Origin of the sequence: Vibrio tubiashii (genome assembly GCF_028551255.1) — a bacterium.
In the GTDB taxonomy this organism is placed as follows: Bacteria; Pseudomonadota; Gammaproteobacteria; order Enterobacterales; family Vibrionaceae; genus Vibrio; species Vibrio tubiashii_B.
Window position 1 is genome coordinate 527,576 of record NZ_CP117029.1, and the last position, 22,087, is coordinate 549,662.

The 22,087-nt window shown below is 45.3% G+C and carries 19 protein-coding genes; 13 read left to right on the plus strand and 6 right to left on the minus strand.

Annotation, left to right across the window (positions count from 1 at the left end; genetic code table 11):
* Positions 1-5: 5 nt before the first annotated feature.
* Entirely contained in the window at positions 6-302 is a 297-nt protein-coding gene (yhbY, locus tag LYZ37_RS02475; protein ID WP_004742662.1) for a ribosome assembly RNA-binding protein YhbY, read from the minus strand.
* Between the two features lie 113 nt (positions 303-415).
* Between yhbY and rlmE the strand changes: the two genes are divergently transcribed.
* The 6 genes from rlmE to rimI all read left to right on the plus strand — a co-directional run bounded on the left by rlmE (position 416) and on the right by rimI (position 6,369).
* The gene (gene rlmE, locus LYZ37_RS02480) at positions 416-1,045 is read left to right on the plus strand and encodes a 23S rRNA (uridine(2552)-2'-O)-methyltransferase RlmE (protein WP_004742663.1); all 630 of its coding nucleotides are present in this window, start codon (positions 416-418) and stop codon (positions 1,043-1,045) included.
* Positions 1,046-1,152: 107 nt separating this feature from the next.
* On the plus strand, positions 1,153-3,126 hold the full coding sequence (gene ftsH / locus LYZ37_RS02485; RefSeq protein ID WP_272786320.1) for an ATP-dependent zinc metalloprotease FtsH: 1,974 nt from the start codon (positions 1,153-1,155) through the stop codon (positions 3,124-3,126).
* A gap of 48 nt (positions 3,127-3,174) precedes the next feature.
* Positions 3,175-4,005, plus strand: a complete 831-nt coding sequence (gene folP, locus LYZ37_RS02490; protein WP_272787135.1) for a dihydropteroate synthase — start codon at positions 3,175-3,177, stop codon at positions 4,003-4,005.
* A 29-nt stretch (positions 4,006-4,034) separates the two neighbouring features.
* Entirely contained in the window at positions 4,035-5,375 is a 1,341-nt protein-coding gene (gene glmM / locus LYZ37_RS02495; protein ID WP_272786321.1) for a phosphoglucosamine mutase, read from the plus strand.
* Positions 5,376-5,501: 126 nt separating this feature from the next.
* Complete coding sequence (locus LYZ37_RS02500; protein ID WP_272787136.1) at positions 5,502-5,912, plus strand: DNA polymerase III subunit psi; 411 nt, start codon at positions 5,502-5,504, stop codon at positions 5,910-5,912.
* A 7-nt stretch (positions 5,913-5,919) separates the two neighbouring features.
* The gene (gene rimI / locus LYZ37_RS02505) at positions 5,920-6,369 is read left to right on the plus strand and encodes a ribosomal protein S18-alanine N-acetyltransferase (protein ID WP_239826722.1); all 450 of its coding nucleotides are present in this window, start codon (positions 5,920-5,922) and stop codon (positions 6,367-6,369) included.
* A 4-nt stretch (positions 6,370-6,373) separates the two neighbouring features.
* Here the strand turns inward: rimI and LYZ37_RS02510 are convergent, their stop codons facing one another.
* Positions 6,374-8,425, minus strand: coding sequence for a putative bifunctional diguanylate cyclase/phosphodiesterase (locus LYZ37_RS02510; RefSeq protein ID WP_171324608.1), 2,052 nt, complete (start codon positions 8,423-8,425; stop codon positions 6,374-6,376).
* A gap of 213 nt (positions 8,426-8,638) precedes the next feature.
* On the opposite strand from LYZ37_RS02510, the gene prfC reads away from it, so the two are divergent.
* Positions 8,639-10,228 carry a peptide chain release factor 3 gene (gene prfC, locus LYZ37_RS02515; RefSeq protein ID WP_004744875.1) on the plus strand — a complete coding sequence of 530 codons (1,590 nt, stop codon included), beginning with the start codon at positions 8,639-8,641 and terminating at the stop codon, positions 10,226-10,228.
* 477 nt (positions 10,229-10,705) lie between these two features.
* Here prfC and srmB read toward each other — a convergent pair whose 3' ends face one another.
* Both srmB and LYZ37_RS02525 read right to left on the minus strand, forming a co-directional pair.
* Entirely contained in the window at positions 10,706-11,938 is a 1,233-nt protein-coding gene (gene srmB, locus LYZ37_RS02520) for an ATP-dependent RNA helicase SrmB (protein ID WP_004744874.1), read from the minus strand.
* An 89-nt stretch (positions 11,939-12,027) separates the two neighbouring features.
* Entirely contained in the window at positions 12,028-12,735 is a 708-nt protein-coding gene (locus tag LYZ37_RS02525) for a tRNA1(Val) (adenine(37)-N6)-methyltransferase (protein WP_272786323.1), read from the minus strand.
* Between the two features lie 316 nt (positions 12,736-13,051).
* Here LYZ37_RS02525 and brnQ point away from each other — a divergent pair, with 316 nt between their 5' ends.
* The 5 genes from brnQ to LYZ37_RS02550 all read left to right on the plus strand — a co-directional run bounded on the left by brnQ (position 13,052) and on the right by LYZ37_RS02550 (position 19,601).
* Positions 13,052-14,365 carry a branched-chain amino acid transport system II carrier protein gene (brnQ, locus tag LYZ37_RS02530; protein WP_272786324.1) on the plus strand — a complete coding sequence of 438 codons (1,314 nt, stop codon included), beginning with the start codon at positions 13,052-13,054 and terminating at the stop codon, positions 14,363-14,365.
* Between the two features lie 162 nt (positions 14,366-14,527).
* Positions 14,528-15,626 (plus strand): peptide chain release factor 2 gene (gene prfB, locus LYZ37_RS02535; RefSeq protein ID WP_100225195.1). Its coding sequence is split into 2 segments (ribosomal slippage): positions 14,528-14,602 and positions 14,604-15,626, totalling 1,098 coding nucleotides; the frame shifts between segments, so codons are not numbered across the junction.
* Positions 15,627-15,677: 51 nt separating this feature from the next.
* Complete coding sequence (lysS, locus tag LYZ37_RS02540; protein WP_171325726.1) at positions 15,678-17,195, plus strand: lysine--tRNA ligase; 1,518 nt, start codon at positions 15,678-15,680, stop codon at positions 17,193-17,195.
* Positions 17,196-17,516: 321 nt separating this feature from the next.
* Positions 17,517-18,851, plus strand: a complete 1,335-nt coding sequence (gene vpsR / locus LYZ37_RS02545; protein WP_171325725.1) for a cyclic-di-GMP-binding transcriptional regulator VpsR — start codon at positions 17,517-17,519, stop codon at positions 18,849-18,851.
* Positions 18,852-19,349: 498 nt separating this feature from the next.
* On the plus strand, positions 19,350-19,601 hold the full coding sequence (locus LYZ37_RS02550; protein ID WP_004744867.1) for a hypothetical protein: 252 nt from the start codon (positions 19,350-19,352) through the stop codon (positions 19,599-19,601).
* Positions 19,602-19,649: 48 nt separating this feature from the next.
* Here LYZ37_RS02550 and LYZ37_RS02555 read toward each other — a convergent pair whose 3' ends face one another.
* Positions 19,650-20,684 carry an NADP(H)-dependent aldo-keto reductase gene (locus LYZ37_RS02555; protein WP_272786325.1) on the minus strand — a complete coding sequence of 345 codons (1,035 nt, stop codon included), beginning with the start codon at positions 20,682-20,684 and terminating at the stop codon, positions 19,650-19,652.
* Between the two features lie 128 nt (positions 20,685-20,812).
* On the opposite strand from LYZ37_RS02555, the gene LYZ37_RS02560 reads away from it, so the two are divergent.
* Positions 20,813-21,124, plus strand: coding sequence for a DUF6482 family protein (locus LYZ37_RS02560; protein ID WP_004744865.1), 312 nt, complete (start codon positions 20,813-20,815; stop codon positions 21,122-21,124).
* On the opposite strand, the gene mutH is transcribed toward LYZ37_RS02560, so the two are convergent.
* Positions 21,121-21,786: a DNA mismatch repair endonuclease MutH gene (gene mutH / locus LYZ37_RS02565; RefSeq protein ID WP_272786326.1), complete on the minus strand. Its 666-nt coding sequence runs from the start codon at positions 21,784-21,786 to the stop codon at positions 21,121-21,123. The two genes, LYZ37_RS02560 and mutH, sit on opposite strands and share 4 nt — an antisense overlap.
* Positions 21,787-22,087: the final 301 nt, after the last annotated feature.

The following is a 22,087-nucleotide window of genomic DNA, read 5'->3' on the forward strand; positions in this document are numbered from 1 at the left end:
TAAAATTACTTACGTGGCAACTCGATTTTACGTTCTTCCGATTGGCGGAATAGAACTAAAGTCTTACCGATTACTTGTACTTTCTCTGCACGTGTTTCACGTACAATAGCTTCAATAATCAGGTTCTTAGTGTCGCGATCTTCTGATGCAACTTTGATTTTGATTAGCTCGTGGTGGTTAAGAGCAATTTCAATTTCCGCTAGAACAGCTTCAGTTAGTCCGTTTGCGCCCATAAGCACAACAGGTTTTAGACTGTGCGCTAGGCCTTTTAGATGCTGCTTTTGTTTGGTGCTTAGGTTCATTACGCGGCCAATTTTCTTTAATATAAGGGTTGAAAAATACCATTTTAACGCCATCTAACCCTGAAGACTATAATTTATTGGGTTAGTTGTTCCCTCTATCTATTAGGTAACAAATGAGTAAACAGAAACATTCCGCTAGCTCAGGTCGCTGGTTGAAAGAACATTTTGATGATAAATACGCCAATGAAGCCCGTAAAAAAGGCTATCGCTCACGTGCTTATTTCAAAATGGAAGAGATCCAAACTAAGGATAAATTGCTAAAACCTGGTATGACTGTGGTCGATTTAGGTGCAGCTCCCGGTGGTTGGTCTCAATATGCTGCTAAGATAGTAGGTGAGGATGGGCAAATTATTGCATGTGATTTGTTGCCAATGGACCCAATTGCAGGAGTTAGCTTTCTACAAGGTGACTTCCGTGAAGAAGCGGTTTTAGATGCTTTGCTTGATCGCATTCAACCTTCAATGGTCGATGTGGTGATGTCAGATATGGCGCCAAACATCGCAGGCAATAATTCAGTCGATCAACCTCGCGCAATGTATTTAGTTGAATTGGCTTTAGATATGTGTCGACAAGTTCTAGCACCTAATGGTAGCTTTGTTGTAAAGGTCTTCCAAGGCGAAGGGTTTGATCAATTTGTCAAAGAAGTCCGAGACACATTTAAAGTCGTAAAAATCAGAAAACCTGACTCATCGCGAGCTCGCTCACGAGAAGTCTTTGTTGTAGCCACTGGTTACAAAGGTTAACTATTTGCCCATTGATGGGTTAGTTAACACTATAGCTACAGGTTATAAACTGTAGTACCCTACCTTTAATTACAATTAGTTATCGAGAGGCTGACACCTTGAGTGACATGGCAAAAAATTTAATTCTGTGGCTTGTTATCGCTGTCGTATTGATGTCGGTTTTCCAGAGCTTTGGCCCTGGAGAGAGCAATGGCAGAGCGGTGGATTACACCACGTTTGTACAGGAAGTTGGCCAAGGCCAGATTCAGGAAGCAACTTTTAAAGACGGTGAAATCACTTTCACACGTCGTGGCGGCGGCTCGCGTTATGTTACTTACATGCCGGTCTACGACCAGAAGCTACTTGATGACTTAATTAACCAAAATGTGAAAGTACAGGGCACACCTCCAGAAGAGCAAAGCCTGCTAGGTACTATCTTCATCTCTTGGTTCCCTATGATCTTACTGATTGGTGTGTGGATTTTCTTCATGCGTCAAATGCAAGGCGGCGGCGGTAAGGGCGCGATGTCTTTCGGTAAGAGCAAAGCTCGTATGATGAGCGAAGAACAAATCAAAACAACTTTTGCTGACGTTGCTGGTTGTGACGAAGCAAAAGAAGACGTAAAAGAACTGGTTGACTACCTACGTGATCCAAGCCGTTTCCAAAAGCTGGGCGGTAAGATCCCAACAGGTGTTCTGATGGTCGGTCCTCCAGGTACAGGTAAAACGTTACTAGCTAAAGCGATTGCTGGTGAAGCGAAAGTACCATTCTTTACTATCTCTGGTTCTGACTTCGTTGAAATGTTTGTTGGTGTAGGTGCATCTCGTGTACGTGACATGTTCGAACAAGCGAAGAAAGCGGCGCCTTGTATCATCTTTATCGATGAGATTGATGCGGTAGGTCGTCAGCGTGGTGCTGGTGTAGGTGGTGGTCACGATGAACGTGAGCAAACACTTAACCAAATGCTAGTAGAGATGGATGGCTTCGAAGGTAACGAAGGTATTATCGTTATCGCCGCGACTAACCGTCCAGACGTACTAGACCCAGCGTTACTTCGTCCTGGTCGTTTTGACCGTCAGGTTGTCGTAGGTCTACCAGATGTACGTGGTCGTGAGCAGATCCTTAAAGTTCACATGCGTAAAGTGCCTCTAGCAGGTGATGTAGAGCCATCGCTAATTGCCCGTGGTACACCAGGTTTCTCAGGTGCAGATCTAGCAAACCTTGTTAACGAAGCGGCGCTATTCGCTGCACGTGGTAACAAGCGCAACGTATCTATGGTTGAGTTTGAGCTAGCGAAAGATAAAATCATGATGGGTGCAGAGCGCCGTTCTATGGTGATGTCTGAAGAGACGAAAGAGTCAACGGCTTACCACGAAGCGGGTCACGCGATTGTGGGTCGTCTAGTTCCTGAACATGATCCTGTGTACAAGGTATCGATCATTCCACGTGGTCGTGCTCTTGGTGTGACAATGTACTTACCAGAGCAAGATCGTGTAAGTATGTCTCGTCAACATCTAGAATCTATGATTTCGAGCCTGTACGGTGGTCGACTTGCTGAAGAGCTAATCTACGGCGCAGACAAGGTATCAACAGGTGCTTCGAACGATATCGAACGTGCAACTGATATCGCGCGTAAGATGGTGACTCAGTGGGGCTTCTCGGAAAAACTTGGTCCTCTTCTCTATGCAGAAGATGAAGGTGAAGTGTTCCTTGGCCGTAGCGTAACTCAGACTAAACACATGTCTGATGATACGGCGAAACTTATCGATGACGAAGTTCGTCACTTGATTGACAGCAACTATGCGCGTGCGAAACAGATCCTTGAAGATAACATGGATATCATGCACGCAATGAAAGATGCGTTGATGAAGTACGAAACCATTGATGCAGGTCAGATTGATGACCTAATGGAACGTAAAGCAGAAATCCGTGAACCTGCTGGTTGGGGTGATAACCCGAGCAACAAGTCAGACGCGAAACCTGAAGATAAGTCAGAGGGTAAAGCGGAAGAGGCTTCAGCTGCTGAAGCGAAAGCGGACGACGCTGCCACTTCTCAAGAGAGCACCTCAGCGGAAGCGACTGAGAAGAAAGACTCAGAATAATTGTTATGATTAAGAGAAACCCCGAGGCAACTCGGGGTTTTTGTGTTTATGATTCTAAAAGCAAATAATAAAACTCTCGATTTATCTCAACCACAAGTGATGGGGATTCTAAATGTTACCCCTGACTCTTTTTCTGATGGCGGTCAGTTTCGCGCTTTAGAAGATGCGCTTGTTCAAGCTCAGCGTATGATTGATTCTGGTGTAACCATTATTGACATTGGTGGTGAGTCAACCCGCCCTGGTGCTCCCGATGTTGAATTAGCTGAAGAGCTTCAACGAACCATTCCAGTGATTAAAGCGATTCGTGCGCAATCTGACGTGTGGATTTCAATTGATACCAGTAAAGCGGAAGTAATGCGCCAAGCGGCTGAAGCGGGTGCTGATATCATCAATGACGTCAGAGCTTTGCAAGAGCCTGGAGCGCTTGAGGTAGCGGCAGATACAGGATTACCTATCTGTTTAATGCATATGCAAGGCCAGCCTCGCACTATGCAAGCAAACCCTCACTATGATGATTTGGTAAAAGAAGTCGGTGAGTTTTTACAACAGCGTATTGAAGCTTGTGCAGAGGTGGGGATCGAGCGTGAAAAGCTGATACTTGATCCCGGGTTTGGTTTTGGTAAAACACTAGAACACAACTATCAGATGCTGTCTCACCTAGAAGAATTCCATCAATTTGGTTTGCCAGTTCTTGCAGGGATGTCGAGAAAATCTATGATCTTCAAACTCCTCGACAAAGCTCCGGCTGAGTGCGTGTCAGCGAGCGTGGCATGCGCTACAATCGCCGCAATGAAAGGTGCGCAAATCATTCGCGTGCACGATTTTGAACAAACGCTTGATGCTATGAGAATTGTCTCAATGACCAAAGTGAATCATTGAGCAGAATAGAAAGATAAAAAGGAACAACCATGTCTGATAAGAGACGTTATTTTGGTACGGATGGTGTACGTGGCAAAGTGGGCCAGTACCCAATTACTCCAGATTTTGTGCTTAAGCTAGGCTGGGCTGCGGGTCGCGTATTGGCTAAGCAGGGCACAAAGAAAGTAATCATCGGTAAGGACACACGCATTTCAGGTTACATGCTTGAATCTGCTCTTGAGGCGGGTTTGGCCGCAGCAGGGTTAAAAGCGACCTTTACTGGCCCAATGCCAACACCGGCAGTCGCATACCTGACGCAAACTTTCCGTGCAGAAGCGGGCATCGTTATTTCAGCATCGCACAACCCATATTACGATAACGGTATTAAGTTCTTCTCGTCAGAAGGCACTAAATTACCAGATGATATTGAGCTGGCGATTGAAGCTGAGCTTGATAAAGACATTGAATGTGTTGAGTCGGCACTACTTGGTAAAGCAAGCCGTCTTAACGACGCTGCGGGCCGTTATATTGAATTTTGTAAGAGCACTTTCCCATCAGAGCTAAGTCTAGCGGGTAAAAAGATCGTGGTCGATTGCGCGCATGGTGCGACTTACCATATTGCACCAGCTGTGTTTAGCGAGCTAGGTGCAGAAGTGATCGCCATGGGTATTGAGCCTAATGGTACCAACATTAACGCAGAAGTTGGCGCTACAGATGTACGTGCACTGCAGAAACGTGTGGTTGAAGAAGGTGCAGAGCTTGGTTTGGCTTTCGATGGCGATGGCGACCGTATCATCATGGTTGATCACCTAGGTAACAAGATTGATGGTGACCAAATTGCTTACATTATCGCACGTGATGCCCTGCGCCGCGGTGAGCTAAAAGGTGGTGTCGTTGGTACGCTGATGACCAACCTTGGTATGGAAAATGGCTTAAAACAGCTAGGCATTCCATTTGTACGCGCTGCTGTTGGTGACCGCTACGTTATGGAGCAACTGCTAGAAAAAGGCTGGAAAATCGGCGCTGAGAACTCAGGACACGTTATTTTGCTAGATAAAGTGACGACGGGTGATGCGATTGTTGCAGCGCTGCAGGTGCTTGCCTCGGTTGTGGGCAGTGATATGTCTCTCCACGAGCTTTCGCAAGGCATGACTCTTTACCCACAAGTTCTAGAGAATGTTCGTTTCTCTGGTGATTCTAACCCACTAGAAGCAGATGCTGTGAAAGCATCAGTGGTTGAAGTGGAAGCCGAATTAGGTGAAAAAGGGCGTGTATTGCTGCGCAAGTCGGGTACAGAGCCTCTAATTCGCGTCATGGTTGAAGGTGAAGATGCAGAGCTAGTTCAGTCTTCTGCGCTGAAAATTGCCGAAGCCGTTAAGTCGAGTTTCTAGATTACAGATCTTGCTGAGTTTAGAGCGCTGTCTTCGGGCGGCGCTTTTTATTGTGCATTACCCAGACAAATGCTTGATTGGAACTGGGGTTGTTATGGTAGGATTGGTGCGATTTTATGGGTGATGATTGATATGCCACAGCAAGAGTATTTACAAGAAATGGGAATCCAGTGCTATCAGCTGGCACACCCTGAAAGGTTATTGGGTTATCAATCACCGCCATTGATCTTGCCTGAAAACTGTAAATTGCTGCTTGTTTCCCCTCAACTTCCTCAGGGGAAAACGGCAGAGATGTTTGAGCGGGTATTAAAAAGCATCAAGTTGTCACTTGAACAGGCTCTACATGTTACTCCAGAGCAATTGAGCCAGCTCGATAACGATAATCATCATCTAGAGTGGATTTGGTTTGCCGGATGCGATCAGCAAGATCGTCTTGAAGCTAAAGCGCTTGTTTCCCCATTACTGACTCAAGTTGATGGTAACAACGAACAGCGTCGAGCCCTATGGCAACAGATCTGTTCTTATCAGTCATCGTGACCCTCTTATGAGCCAATCTTCAATTTTACCGCTCGCATTAGAGCATCTTGATCAAGTGTGGAATATTGAGCAAAGCGCCCACTCTCACCCTTGGTCTGAAACCATGATTCGTGACCTAAACAGTCGCGGCGCGCGTCATCATGTATTGGTGGTTGAAAACCAAGTCATGGGCTACTTCTATGCCCAGAATATCGTTGGCGAAGTCACTTTGCTTAATGTTGCGGTTAGCCCTAGTCAGCAAGGGCGAGGCTACGGCAAGCAGTTAATGGAAGCTTTCCTAGATATTTGCGAGCAAGATAAGGCGGACAGCGCTTGGCTAGAGGTGCGAGAAAGCAATAGCAGTGCGTTTGGTCTCTACGAATCGATTGGCTTTAATGAAGTCGATCGCCGCATCAACTACTACCCGACAACGTCAGGTAAAGAAGATGCGATCATCATGAGTTATATCTTTTTTTAGACAGCTACTTTTGTACCGCTTTGACGACCGAAGGGCCTTCTACGGGGTAAAAGTTCTTTTCAAACCGTTCATTCAGTTCTGAGGCTGGTAAAGGTTTGTCAAACAAGTAGCCTTGGAATTGAGCACAGCCAAGCTGTTTAAGCGCATTGAGCTCATTAGCATCTTCGACACCTTCCGCAATCACTTCTAAATTGAGTCTACGTGCGGTCATAATGATGGTATCAACGATCGCTTGGTCACTCTCATCTAAATGAAGCTGGGTAACGAAAGAGCGGTCGATTTTTAGCACGTCGACAGACAGGTGTTTCAAATAACGTAGTGAAGAGTATCCAGTACCAAAATCATCGATCGATGTTTTTAGGTTGTGCTCTTTCAACTCTGCCATTTTCTGAATCGCTGCTTCGACATTCTCTAACAGTAGATTCTCGGTAATCTCCAGCTCAATATGTTCACCGTCAATGTCCGCTTGGGCGAGAGAGTCAACGATGTGCTCCACAAACGACGGTTGAGAAAACTGTAATGGACTGATGTTAATTGCCAGTCTACGGAAAGTGCTTGGGAGTATCCCTTCTTTTTTCCAGTGAGAAAATTGATAGCAAGCTTGCTCAATGATCCAATTACCAATTTGCAGGATTTGCCCTGTCTCTTCGGCGATGGGCATAAATACCCCAGGAGGTAGCACCCCTTTTTGTGGGTGGTTCCAACGAATCAGCGCTTCAACGCCAATGATATTATGATTGTCATCGACCTGAGGTTGGTAATAAAGCTCAAGCTGCCCTTGGTTGAGTGCTTCGTGCAGCCCTTTTTCAATTTCTAGGAAAGATTCTACCTGAGCCTGCATCTCTGGCTCATAGAACATGTATTTGTTTCGCCCTGCTGTTTTAGCGCGGTATAGGGCGGTATCCGCTTGGCGCAACACATCGATATTAGTGCTGCCCACCGATGGGAAGATAGCGATACCGACACTGACCGTACAGTAGAGCTGGTGGTCATCAATAGAATACGGATTAGAGACAAGAGCGAGCAGCTGCTGAGCAAACTCATGGGCTTTGTCTGCGCTAGTATTGGGCAGTAAGATTGCAAACTCATCCCCGCCGATACGAGCCGCGGTAAAGTCATCTCGCAGCCAAGCTTCGATCCGTTTTGATATCGCCTTAATTAAATTATCCCCAATCGTATGACCGAGAGAGTCATTGATGGTTTTAAATCTGTCTAAATCTAAGTAGAAAAGTGCACCCGCTTGGTTATTAGTGTTGGCTTCTTCGATCGAGTCTTTGAGCATTTGCAAAAGTAAACTGCGGTTAGCTAACCCAGTCAGAGAATCGTAGTAAGCCAATTGATTGAGCTGTACCGCTGCAGCTTCTCTCTCTTTCCAAAGGGTATGGAAGGTCTTAGCTAACTGGCCAAGTTCATCATCTCGGTAGAGAGTCGGTGGCGGAAGGTCACTTTTGGTATTTTGTAGTGAACGTACCCATTCAATTAAGGTAACCAGTGGTTTGGAAAGCTTTTGATAGAAGAACATCAATAGGATTGACGTTAAAAGGATATTTCGAAATAGGTCAAACAGCAGTATTTGACTGGTTTTGGCAATAAAGTCTTTGGCAATATTAGCGCCATTGACGGAGAAGCTTAAGGTTCCGACCACAACGTGTGAGTTAGGTTGATGCAAGTCAGTGGTATAAATCGGCGTCGTTGGGGTGAGATAGCTAGACAGAGCTTCTGTGAAATCACCTTGCAGTGACACATTGCGCTCTTTTTCCGTTAGCGTATCGCCGAAGTCATCGACAATTTGTACCTTGTAGACCGCATTGTCCATCATCAGGCTAGACGCGACTTGTTCGGCCAACAACTGATTGAGATGGTAGGCCGCTTGACTGGCATTGGAATAGTTCTGTAGGAGCTTGAACTGGTAGTGTTCTTCTATGCGCTTTTGCTCCTGATGGAGATCCACCAAGATATGATAAAAGCTAAAGCAGATCCCTAGAATAACGGAAACTAGGAATACTGTTTTCGCTTGACGAAAAGCTAGTGAGTTTATTTTCTTGCTTTTAGGCATAGTTCAGATCGGTTCCCTCTACTCCTTTAGTTATAGCCCAATTTCATTGATATTTTAATAGACAGGGAAATTGACGTTGATTTTGTGCCATTTTCGCTGTGGAAGTTGCCCCACAGTCCATTATAAGCGAAAATACCGCGCAAAATTGAATCGACCATTTACGCTAGGGTATTTCTTGCCTTCTCTAGCGCTTAGACAGAAGAAGAACCTTTCATGTCAAATACTCCATTTCTAGGCGAAGTGTCTAAACGTAGAACATTCGCTATTATCTCGCACCCGGATGCGGGTAAAACCACGATTACAGAAAAAGTACTATTGTTCGGACGTGCAATCCAAACAGCGGGTACTGTTAAAGGCCGTGGCTCAGCTCAACACGCAAAATCTGACTGGATGGAGATGGAGAAAGAGCGTGGTATCTCGGTAACAACTTCTGTAATGCAGTTTCCGTTCAACGATTGTTTGGTAAACCTTCTCGATACCCCAGGACACGAAGACTTCTCGGAAGATACTTATCGTACACTGACGGCGGTTGACTCCTGTTTGATGGTAATCGACGCAGCGAAAGGTGTCGAGGACCGTACTCGCAAACTGATGGAAGTAACACGTTTACGTGATACACCAATCGTCACTTTCATGAACAAATTAGACCGTGATGTTCGTGACCCAATGGAAGTCCTAGACGAGGTTGAAAGCGAGCTAGGTATGATGTGTGCACCTATCTCTTGGCCAATCGGTTGTGGTAAAGAGTTTAAAGGGGTTTATCACATTCACCGTGATGAAACGATTCTTTATGAATCTGGCCACGGTCATGAGATTCAAGAAGTACGCACCATCAAAGGGCTTGATAATCCAGAGCTAGACGAAGCAGTAGGCGCAGACCTTGCTGAAAGTGTCCGTGAGGAACTTGAGTTAGTCATGGGGGCTTGTCCTGAGTTTGATCTTGAGCTGTTCCTGCAAGGTGAATTAACACCTGTCTATTTTGGTACTGCACTAGGTAACTTTGGTGTTGACCATATGTTGGAAGGTCTTACTAAGTGGGCGCCAGCACCTCAAACACGCGAAGCTAACGAGCGTTCTGTAGAAGCAACAGAAGAAAACTTCTCAGGTTTCGTCTTTAAGATCCAAGCAAACATGGATCCTAAGCACCGCGACCGTATTGCCTTCATGCGTATTGTATCGGGTACCTACAAGCAAGGTATGAAGATGAATCACGTGCGTATCGGTAAGCAAATCAATATTTCTGATGCGGTAACCTTCATGGCCGGTGACCGTTCACGTGCAGAAAACGCTTATGCAGGTGATATTATTGGTCTACACAACCACGGTACAATCCAGATTGGTGATACCTTTACTCAAGGTGAAGCGCTGAAGTTCTCAGGCATTCCTAACTTTGCACCAGAGCTATTCCGCCGTATTCGCCTTAGAGATCCACTGAAGCAGAAGCAGCTACTAAAAGGTCTAGTTCAGCTTTCTGAAGAAGGTGCAGTACAGGTATTCCGCCCGCTACAAAACAACGATCTAATCGTAGGTGCGGTAGGTGTGCTTCAGTTTGACGTCGTTGTAGCGCGCCTGAAAGCAGAATACAACGTAGAAGCGATCTACGAGAGCGTAAACGTCGCAACTGCACGCTGGGTAGAGTGTGAAGATGGTAAGAAACTGGATGAATTCCAGCGTAAGAACCAAACCAACCTAGCGCTAGATGGTGGTGATAACCTAACTTACATCGCACCAACTATGGTGAACCTGAATCTAGCGAAAGAGCGTTTTCCAGAAGTAGAATTCCGCGCCACCCGCGAACACTAATCTTCTTCGCCTTTGCTGCGATAGCGGTGTTGACTGCGTAAACTCACAACAAATGCTTTGAAGATGGAGTGATAATCTCAGTTGTATAAATGCCGTCTTAGTTAAGACGGCATTTTTTTGTCTAGGGGTTAGAACGGACTTCGTCCTGTGGAAGGCTGGAACGGGCTGCGCCCTATGGAAAACGGGATCGGGCTTCGCCCTTCTGGAAAGCGAGGGTTGATTCCTCTGCCACAAGAGAGCAACTTTAGTTATCCAGTTATCCAGTTATCCAGTTATCCAGTTATCCAGTTATCCAGTTATCCAGTTATCCAGTTATCCGTAGGACGAAGTCCGTTCCCATCTCCCGCTACCTGCATCCCATATCATTAGCGAAGCGTTCACAAACAAAGAGGGTTGATGCTCGCACATCAACCCTCCAAATTTCTCTAGCTCTCTAGCTCTCTAGCTCTCTAGCTCTCTAGCTCTCTAGCTCTCTAGCTATTTCTTCTTCTTAGCGACTTTCTTTTTGCCTTTAGCGACAGACTTTTTCTTGTCGTCTTTTTTCTTTTTCTTGAATGTCGGCTTCTTGTGCTTAGGGCGCATCTCTTTAATGAAGCGCTCTTTGATCTCTTCTTTTACGTAGCGAGCAACGCGATCCATCATTGGTTGGTCGTGTGCTTCTACTAGTGAAATAGCGTTACCTTTCTTACCTGCACGTGCGGTACGGCCGATACGGTGCAGATAGACGTCAGCGCTGCGCGGCATATCGTAGTTGATCACGTGGCTAACATCTGGAAGGTCAATACCACGAGCAGCAACATCGGTGGCTAGAAGAACATTGACGCTGCCATCACGGAAGCGGGCAATCGCATTGTTACGGCGATCTTGAGGCATTTCGCCTTGGATCCATGCACAAGGGATTTGTGCTTTCTCAAGTTCTACACGTAGCTCTGATAAGCGCTCACGAGTTTTTAGGAATACGATTGAACGCTCAGCTTGGTCGTTGATGATCTTTTTCAGTAGCTCAAGCTTGTGCGTCATATCGTCGGCACGGTGATACCACTGGGCAATCTTTTTGCGCTCACGACGTGAAGGCTCTGCGTCTATCTCTGCAGGCTCTTTAAGTAGGTCTGCAGTAAAACCTTCAACACCTTTACCTTCTAGCGTCGCTGAGAAGAGTAAAGTTTGTTTACGCCAACGACACTCAGCAGATAGGCGGTCAACGGTTGGGCCAAAGCCCATGTCTAGCATGCGGTCAGCTTCATCTAGGATCAGCCATTCGATCGCTCGACAGTCAAAACGTTCAGCGTTGATGTACTCCATCAAACGTCCTGGCGTCGCGACGACGATATCCTGAGTTTTACCTAAGATTTCAGCGTGCTCTTGATACTGAACGCCACCAGTAATGGTGAAGATATTGAGCTTAGTGTGCTTAGCCAGTGCGCGTGCTTGATCGGCAACCTGCATTGCGAGCTCACGAGTTGGCGTTAAAATTAGAATGCGTGCAGGCCCCGGTTTACGGCGAGGAAAGTCTTGCAAATATTGCAGAGCAGGCAAGACAAACGCTGCGGTTTTACCTGTCCCCGTTGGTGCGGAAGCTAAAATATCGCGGCCATCTAAAGCTTGTGGAATGGCTTCAGCTTGAATTTGCGTTGGGCGGTCGTAACCCATTTCTTCGATTGCGAGGAGTAGGTTAGGGTCTAACTCTAATTCAGCAAAATTTCTGATCACTATGATGTCTCCACAAGCCAGTTGGTGTGAACAATAAATTTAAGGGGACGTATTATAGAGTTTTCGGTGACAAGGATCACACGTTATTTTTACATCTTAAGATAAAAGTCTTTCGTCAAATCGATAAAGGCATCGCTATAGCCTCCATCACTATGAATAGTCAGGGATTCTTCAATCGTATTCGTTGCTGTTTTAGTCAGTTCAATCAACAGCCTAGTGACCTGTTTACGCTCAGTAGGCTTGATTTGGCATTGTCGACTGATATGCCAGTCTTGTTCTGCCGCTAACTGAATGAACAGATCTCCCTCTATTTTAGGTAGTACAAAGCTTGCTTTACCTTGGCTGGTCAGTAACTGCTTACATCGCGCAAGCAACGCTTGATGAGTTAAGGTATCTGTATGTCTAGCCGTTGCGCGCGAAATGTTGCTCGCTTGCTCACCTGTATTGAAGTAAGGAGGGTTACATATGATGCGATCAAACTGTTTTGGAAATTGGTACGTAAGCACATCACCTTGATGGAGCGTTAATCGTTGCGTCCAAGGTGAGCGTGCGAAATTTATACTCGCCGCTTCGATAGCATTGTCATCTATGTCAATCGCCTCGATAGTCAGTGAAAGATGACGTTGAGCGCACATCAAACTTAGCAAACCTGTCCCCGTTCCAATATCCAATAAAGACTCCGCATTTTCTAAGTTAGTCCATGCACCTAGCAGTACTCCGTCAGTACTGACAGGCATGCCTGAAAGGCCGCCATAAATGCTAAATTGTTTGAAATCGAAGTCTTTTGTTTTTTTCATAACTTTTATGTTTGTCGGAGTTCGGTTGGTTTTTGAGTTAATTGATCTGTTGTTACGCGATTGTTTGGTTTTTTGTGCTATTTGTGTCCAATGTGTAGTGGATTTTGACTAGTTTATTAAACTGGTATTTTTATTGATCTTGGTGATGTGTGCTGATTTTTAGGTCGAGTTATAAATTTTTATGGTGTTTTTAGCCTTGAGCTTGCGAGGTGATAAGGATTTCGTCATCATGCGCGCCTTAATTTTATAGAGTGAGCGCACGTTCGTATCACTCAGCAAACACAACATCTATTAAATTATAAGTAAAGGGTCGACAGTGAATCAGACTTTAAAACTAACAGATATTATTGCGGTAGGCTTTATGCTTTTCGCATTCTTTTTGGGTGCAGGTAACATTATTTTCCCACCTTTGGCTGGCCAATTAGCCGGAGAAAACTTAATTCCTGCTATGACAGGTTTTCTACTAACGGCAGTAGGTCTACCTCTTATTACTATCGTTGCAATTGCGGTTGCTGGTGGTTCTTGGGAGCACTTAACCAAAGATTTGCCAAAGCGCGTGGCGATGACTATTGCGGTACTGATTTTTATCATTATTGGTCCTGCATTTGCAGCGCCTCGTACAGGTCTTGTCGCTTACGAAATGGCAGTTAAGCCCTTCTTTATCGATGCGGCGCAAATGCATTTGACGGTTTTCTCTATCCTATTCTTTGTTGTTGCGATGTTTTTTGCCTGGTCTCAGGGCAAGTTGATCGATGTGATTGGTAAAATCCTGACTCCAGTTCTTTTCTTGGGATTGATTGTGCTTGCGGCTGCGGTATTTATTGATCCGCAAGGTGAAATGATCGCTGCGCAAGGAGAGTACCTGACGCATCCTCTACAAAAAGGTTTCCTTGAAGGCTACAACACCATGGATACTTTTGCCTCGCTGATGTTTGGTGGGCTTATCGTAGATGCACTGCGTAAAAAAGGTGTAGATGATCAAAAGGCGACGGCGAAGTACCTGATTAGCGCAGCATTTGTCGCTGCAACGGGCTTAGTCTTTGTCTATGTATCACTGTTCTACCTAGGCGCAACTAGTGCCGCAGTAGCTGCTGGTGCTGACAACGGTGGTGCGATTCTTAGCCTGTACGTTCAGTCTCTATTTGGTCCATATGGTCAGATTGTGCTGTCTGTGATTGTACTGCTTGCATGTTTGACCACGGCTATCGGTATTATCTCTGCTTGTTCTGATTACTTCAGTTCTATCACGCCAGTTTCTTACAAAGCATGGGTAGTGATCATTGGTGTTGCTTGTGCAACTGTGGCAAATGTTGGTCTATCACAGCTAATTTCTCTATCTGTGCCTGTGCTATTTGCACTATATCCAGTAGCGATTGCGCTAGTGGCACTGACGTTTGTGCGCAAAAAGCTACCAAATCCACAAGTGGCTTATCGTGTGGTTATTTTGGTCTCATTACTGTTTGCACTGATTGATGCGGCAAAAGTTGCAGGTGTCGACGTATCAGCACTGAGCATGCTGCCGCTGTTTGATGTTGGTATGGGGTGGTTGATGCCAACGGCAGTTGCGATTGCATGTATGTTTTTTGTTGGTAAGTCAGAACAACAGTCGCTAACGGAAGAAGCTGCATAATAAAGCAACTTTTTTGAATCAAAGATCCCCTGTTGCGTAAGGCGTGACAGGGGATTTTTTCTATTCAAGCATTTTTATTCGCCAATAAAATATTCCTGTATCTTCGTCACATTTTTCAGTAGAATTCTCCGGTTAAATTCTACTCATAAATGTTGAGCAAACATGTTTGAAATCAATCCAATTAAAAACCGCCTAAAGGACGTGTCTGAGCGCACAAATGTCCTGAGGGGGTACCTTTGACTATGACGCCAAGCAAGAGCGTCTAGAAGAAGTCAACGCAGAACTAGAACAACCAGATGTATGGAACGAGCCAGAGCGCGCACAAGCTCTAGGTAAAGAACGTTCTTCACTAGAAGCGGTTGTTGAAACGATTGATCAACTTGAGCAAGGTGTTGAAGACGTTGAAGGTCTTTTAGAACTTGCTGTTGAAGAAGAAGATCAAGAAACCTTCGATGAAGTTGAACCAGAATTGGCTGAGCTTGAAGCTAAACTAGAAAAGCTTGAGTTCCGTCGTATGTTCTCTGGCGACCACGATGCTTCAGACTGTTATATCGATTTACAGTCAGGCTCTGGTGGTACAGAAGCGCAAGACTGGACTTCAATGATGCTACGCATGTACTTGCGCTGGGCTGAAGCTAAAGGCTTTAAGACCGAAGTTATCGAAGTGTCAGAAGGTGAAGTTGCGGGTCTGAAAGGTGCAACGGTTAAGATTTCTGGCGAGTACGCTTACGGTTGGTTGCGCACAGAGACTGGTGTTCACCGTCTTGTTCGTAAATCGCCATTCGATTCAAGTGGCCGCCGTCATACATCGTTTGCTTCTGCGTTTATTTACCCAGAGATTGATGACAACATTCAGATCGATATTAACCCTTCTGATCTACGTATCGACGTATACCGCGCTTCAGGTGCGGGTGGTCAGCACGTTAACACCACGGAATCAGCGGTTCGTATTACTCACGTTCCTACTAACACTGTGGTTCAATGTCAGAACGATCGCTCTCAACATAAGAACAAAGACCAAGCGATGAAGCAGCTCCGTGCGAAGCTTTTTGAACTAGAGATTCAAAAGCAGAACGCAGAGAAGCAAGCGAACGAAGATGCGAAATCTGACATCGGTTGGGGTAGCCAAATCCGCTCTTACGTACTGGATGACTCGCGCATCAAAGATCTACGTACCGGCGTTGAAAATCGCAACACTCAAGCGGTTCTAGATGGCGACCTAGACAAATTTATCGAAGCTAGCCTGAAATCAGGTCTATAAGCTTTTCACCGAAAAAACTATCGTTACTAACGAAAACAGGATACATCGAAAATGACTGATGCTGTTCAAAACGAGAACGTACAAGAAGAGAACAAGTTAATTGCTGAGCGCCGCGCTAAATTGGATCATATCCGTAAGAGCTGCAAAGCAAACGGCCACCCAAATGACTTCCGTCGTGAGCACCTAGCTGGCGATCTTCAAGCGGAATTCGGTGAAAAGACGAAGGAAGAGCTAGAAGAGCTTAACCATGTTGTAGCAATCGCTGGTCGTGTTATGGCTAAACGTGGTCCATTCCTAGCTATTCAAGAAACATCTGGCCGTATCCAAGCATACGCTGCAAAAGATGTTCAAAAAGAGCTGAAAGAGAAATACCAAGGCCTAGACATTGGTGACATCATCGGTGTTAAAGGTGCACTTCACAAATCAGGTAAAGGCGACCTTTACGTGAACATGGAGTCTTACGAGCTGCTAACTAAAGCACTTCGCCCACTTCCAGAGAAGTTCCATGGCCTGACTGACCAAGAAATGCGTTACCGTCAGCGTTACGTTGATCTAATCGTGAACGAAGATTCTCGCAACGCATTTATCGTGCGTTCTAAGCTAGTATCTTCAATCCGCAACTTCATGAGCTCGAAAGGCTACCTAGAAGTTGAAACGCCAATGATGCACGTGATCCCAGGTGGTGCAACGGCTCGTCCATTCATCACTCACCACAACGCGCTAGACATCGACATGTACCTACGTGTTGCACCTGAGCTTTACCTCAAGCGCCTAGTAGTGGGTGGTTTTGACCGTGTATTCGAGATCAACCGTAACTTCCGTAACGAAGGTTTATCTCCACGCCACAACCCAGAATTCACAATGATGGAATTCTACCAAGCGTACTCTGACTACAAAGATCTGATGGATCTGACTGAAGAGATGCTAAGCACAGCAGCGATGGACGTTCTTGGTTCGACTTCTATGCCTTACGGTGACGAAACCGTTGAGTTCGGTGGTAAGTACGCTCGTATGAGCATGTTTGATGCGATCAAGCACTACAACCCTGAGCACGCTGAGATCCAAGCGCTAACAGAAGCAGACCTACAAGACCGTGACAAGATGGTAGCAATCGCGAAATCTGTACACGTAGAAGTAGAAACGTTCTGGACTTGTGGCCAGCTTCTAGAAGAGATCTTTGGTGAAACAGCTGAGCCTCAGCTTATTCAACCAACCTTCATCACTGGCTACCCAGCGGACATCTCTCCTCTAGCACGTCGTAGCGATGACAACCCGTTCTTCACTGACCGTTTTGAGTTCTTTATCGGTGGCCGTGAAGTTGCAAACGGCTTCTCTGAGCTGAACGATGCACAAGACCAAGACGAGCGTTTCAAAGCGCAAGTTAACGCCAAAGACGCAGGTGATGACGAAGCGATGTACTACGATGCAGACTACATCACTGCACTAGAGCACGGTCTACCGCCAACAGCAGGTCAAGGCATCGGTATCGACCGTCTAGCAATGCTGTTTACTAACACGCACACTATTCGTGACGTGATTCTGTTCCCAGCGATGCGCCCTCAAGCTTAAGCTGTAGGCAAACAACATAATTTAAAAAGTCACCTTCGGGTGACTTTTTTGCGTTTAGTCACCTACAGCTAAAGTTGGTTTTTTCCTCTAGTATTGGTCTAACCAGTCAATCTCTTCACTGTTTGCTAAGCAATTGAGTTACTTAGCAAAGAAAGTTTTTTTCGAGTAGCTTCTCACAACGCATGGAAAAAGTGCGATTCCCCCGCTAGTCTTATATTTGAGACAGATTATCTCTGTAAGTCTCTATAATGTAACCACATACAATTTTATGTGTGTTTACGCGCACAGCATTTACATTATCAATAAAAAGGAACTAGCTTCATGGGTAGTCAATTCCGGATGGATTCCGTTCCAGGTTCGTTGGTTGTAGTGGGAGGAACCTATGAGCCTTGGCTGTCAGTTTTAGAGCAAGTAGGTTGGAGATGTACTCAGTGTGGTGATTTACGCAAAGCCGATGCACTGTTTACTGAAACGGGCCCTTGTATCGGTATTGTTGATCTCAGCCATGATGAGTTCAGTCTCAATGGTATTGCTAACTTGGTGAGTAAACACAAACAGGTACGCTGGTTAGCCTTCATTCGTGAGTCTCAATTAAGCTCAGATACTATTTGCCAATTTATCGTTAACTTCTGTATCGACTTTTTTACCGCTCCAATTCCTGATGCTCAGTTGCTCAGCACCATTGGTCACCAATTAGGCATGCTGAAACTTGAGAAAAAAGTTTGGCCACATTACGGCAATCAAAGTGACATGGGATTAATTGGTGACTCTATCCCTGTTAAGCGTCTACGTGATCAGATTAAGCGCATTGGTCCTACTGATGTCAGTATCTTAATCTATGGAGAAAATGGCACAGGTAAAGAAACCGTTGCCCGTGCCGTCCATCGTACCTCTGCGCGAGCAAACAAAGAGTTTATCTCGGTTAACTGCCGCGCTATGTCGGAGCGTCGAATAGAGAGTGATTTATTCGGAATTAATCGTGATGATATGAGCGAGCCGTCAATTCTAGAGAGAGCGGATGGCGGTACGATATTACTCAACGATATTCTCACCTTACCTCGTTCGCAGCAGTTTAATTTATTGCGTTTCCTCCAAGAGGGGATGGTAGACACTGCATCAGGTCGTAAGGAAGTGGATGTGCGCGTTTTAGCGGCGAACTCTGCAGATATTGAAAAAGCTTTGATTGATGGTGATTTTAACGAAGAGCTCTATCACTACATCAATGTGCTGCGTATTAATGTTCCGAGTCTAAAAGAACGTGCTGGGGATATCTCTATTCTTGCCCGTCACTTCTTGCAGGAATATTCAAAAGAGTACAATGCCCAAGCGCGCAGTTTTACTGAAGAAGCAGCACGTGCCATGACCCGTTATCATTGGCCTGGTAATGTCCGCGAACTGATGAATCAGATCAAGCGTATTGTGCTGATGTCAGATACCGTGATGCTTGACGAGCCACATCTAGATCTACCTAAGCGTAGTGATAGCCGCCGTAGCTTAAAGAGTATTCGTGAGCGTAGTGAAAGGGATGCCTTGTTGTTGGTGCTAGAGTCTCACTCTGGTCAGGTGTCGATGGCCGCAAAAGAGCTAGGTGTATCGCGTGCAACCATGTATCGATTGTTAAACAAACACAACCTAATTTCAGACATACCTGCATAGCTGATTGATTTATAAATAAAAAGCCGCGCTAGAGATAGCGCGGCTTTATTTATATTACCGATATGATCTATTGCACATGCAATATTCCTTGGCTGAATATCTTATAATCAAAAGCTCAAACCGGTTGTTTTTAGGTTAAAAATTTGTTTTGAAATTTTATGCAGAAAGGTGGTTGAAATATCACCTGATATGAATAGAATTTAACCATGAGCTAAGGCTCAAACCCATCAAAATATTTGGATTAATACATTAGCTAGGAGGCGCACAATGAAACATTTCACTGTTCAATCATTTATCTGTGCGTCTGTCGATCAAACCATTCCCGCAATGGATGCTATTAAACGCAACACGTTTGTAGCCGATCGAAAACTAGATAAAACCATGTAATTAATCCGTATCCTTTTTTTAATTGGCTGCGGAAAAGCAGCGAATTAAAACATTCTTGATCTCATGATTCGTTGATCTTTTCCCAGCTTCAAATTCAACTGGAGAAAACTCATGAGTCATTCTGTATACCTAAAACTTGCCACTCTTTTGGTCAAAGCGGATCTACGTCGAGAAGAGCGTGATTGGAAACGTAAACTACGTCGTAGTGCCTACGACTTACCTTGGAACAACGAGCATTTGCTACGTGATATCGGTCTTGAGCAAGATGGTCGTCCAATAGGATTTACGGAACCAGATAGCGTCAAAGCCGAACGTCGTATTCGTCATCTTCGTCGTGTACTCAGTGCGCGAATACCAACGTAATCTCAGGGGCAGGCGCTTCACCTGCCCCGCTATTTCTGCAACGACAGATTATGGACAAGGATTGGAGTAAGTCGTCCCAATCTCTTGAATCCCTTGAAGCAACTCATCTGTTAATACGACATCTAAACTATCAATATTTGATTTAAGCTGTTCCAAGTTTGTCGCGCCAATGATGTTGGATGCGACAAACGGCCTTTGGTTAACAAATGCCAACGCCATTTGCGCCGGATCTAAACCGTGTTGCCTTGCGAGATCGACGTACGCTTGTGTCGCTTGTTCTCCTTGAGGAGTAAAGTAACGAACAAATCGTTCAAATAGAGAGCATCGAGCTCCTTCCGGACGGGCTCCATTTAGGTATTTACCACTTAGACAGCCAAACGCGAGTGGAGAATAAGCAAGCAGCTGAACGCCTTCATAGTGGCTTATTTCAGACAAACCCACTTCAAAACTTCGATTGAGTAAGTTGTAAGGGTTTTGAATCGAGACAATTCTTGGTAGTTCGTGCTTTTCCGCTAAGCGAAGCAGAGTCATTACACCCCACGGCGTCTCATTGGAAACACCGATATAGCGGACTTTTCCTGCTTTAATTAGCTCAGCGAGCGCTTCGAGCGTTTCAATTAAAGTCACCTCTTCCTGAGCGTCAGGGTAGGGGTAGTTCAGTTGACCGAAACAGTTGGTTTGCCTCTGCGGCCAATGCAGTTGGTAAAGATCAACATAATCGGTCTGCAACCGTTTCAGGCTATCATCAATCGCAAGATGGATATTTTTCCGATCTAAACTCATGTTTTCGCGGATATAAGGGATGTTTCTTGGACCCGCAACCTTGGTGGCTAACACCACTTTTTCTCGCTTACCTGATTTGGTAAGCCAGTTTCCAATGTACTGCTCGGTTAATCCCTGAGTATTCGCTTTCGGCGGCACAGGGTACATTTCTGCGGTATCAATAAAATTCACACCGCGTTCAAGTGCGTAATCAAGCTGGCTAAAAGCTTCTTGCTCAGTATTTTGCTCACCAAACGTCATGGTGCCAAGACAGATCTTACTCACTTCCAAAGTGGAATGGGGTAACTTGTTGTATTGCATCGATCTTCCTTGTCGTTACGGGTATGTGATCCCACTATAGGGGATTTGAGTATGATTAGAAAAGAGCGAGGGGTAACAAATTCGCAAATTTTGCAAAGTTGGCTAATACTGATTATTGGAGGTGAGCTATGCAAAAAAGTCAGTTAGATAAGTGGATTCATGGTCATCATAAAGACAGCTATCAGCCACCCAAGGTGTTTGTTATTGGTTGTTCAGACTTATCCCAGTATCTATTAGCCGTTGAATATAAGCACAAAATAGAGCCAATCAAGATTGATGATGAGCCCGTGCACTTCGACTCGCTAGAGCTAGTCAAAGAGGAGTTACTGAGGCTGGGTGTGGAACGAGCATACCTACGTTTACATAACGCTTATGATGAATGTGGAGCGAGTGACGGCCCTCTGTATCATGATGTGGAGCTATCGCTTACCACGCACTAAAGATAATGGTTTTCCAAAATACGCGCTGTGAATTGAGTTCTTAAATAGAATCCTCTTGGCAGCGTTTTTATTGGTTTACCGCTTGCTCCATAGGCTTCGGTCAAAACTCGGCTGTTCGCCGCTTTAGGTCGTAGCTGCAAAACCTCGCCATGACGAGCGTTAATTTGCTCGACTTTCCCTAGTACGATGAGCTCCATCAGTTCTTCCCAGTCAGCTTTAAGTTGTTGCTCTTCTTCGATGCTTGGCGACCAGATCAAAGGCGAACCGACGCAACGCTCCGCTAATGGGATCTCCCTTTCGCCTTCCACTGGAATCCACAACACTCTGGAAAGTTTATTGCGAACATGGCTTGTTTCCCAAGTGAGACCATGAACGCCAATTAGTGGTGCGACACAAACAAAGGTCGTTTCTAATGGTTTTCCTGAGTACCCAATTGGAATGGTTTTTAGCTCGATTCCGAGCTTCTCAAAATCTTGAGTCGGTTTACTGCCTGCCGTTGCCCCTAAGTGCCACTCTAATAGCTGTCCAACCCAGCCTTTATCACGACGAAGATCCGGTGGAACTTCGATCTCGGCTTCTTCTGCTAGATCGGCAAAGCTAACACCTGCGATGCTTTTTGCTCGTTCAAGCAGTTCTTGTTCTGTGGTCGGTTCAGGCTTCATTGGTATTGCAACAGTGTGGAAAGTGGGCTCATTGTAACTCAGTGAACGAAAATTACGACTGTAGAGAGAATGATCGTTGTGAGTGAAAGATCATCAATTAAAAGGTTATCCACAGCTTGGTTAGAGAAACTTGCAAATTGGCGCGGGTATGTATGAATAAACAGGGGTTCGAAGGTGAAAAAACACTTGAAATTTTAGTCATATAGTTAGGTGTAACTTAAGTAGTGTGGATAAAATCAACTATGGTTGATCTTTAACCGATCTGTGTTGGTGGATAGAAACGCTTCTATGATACAAACTA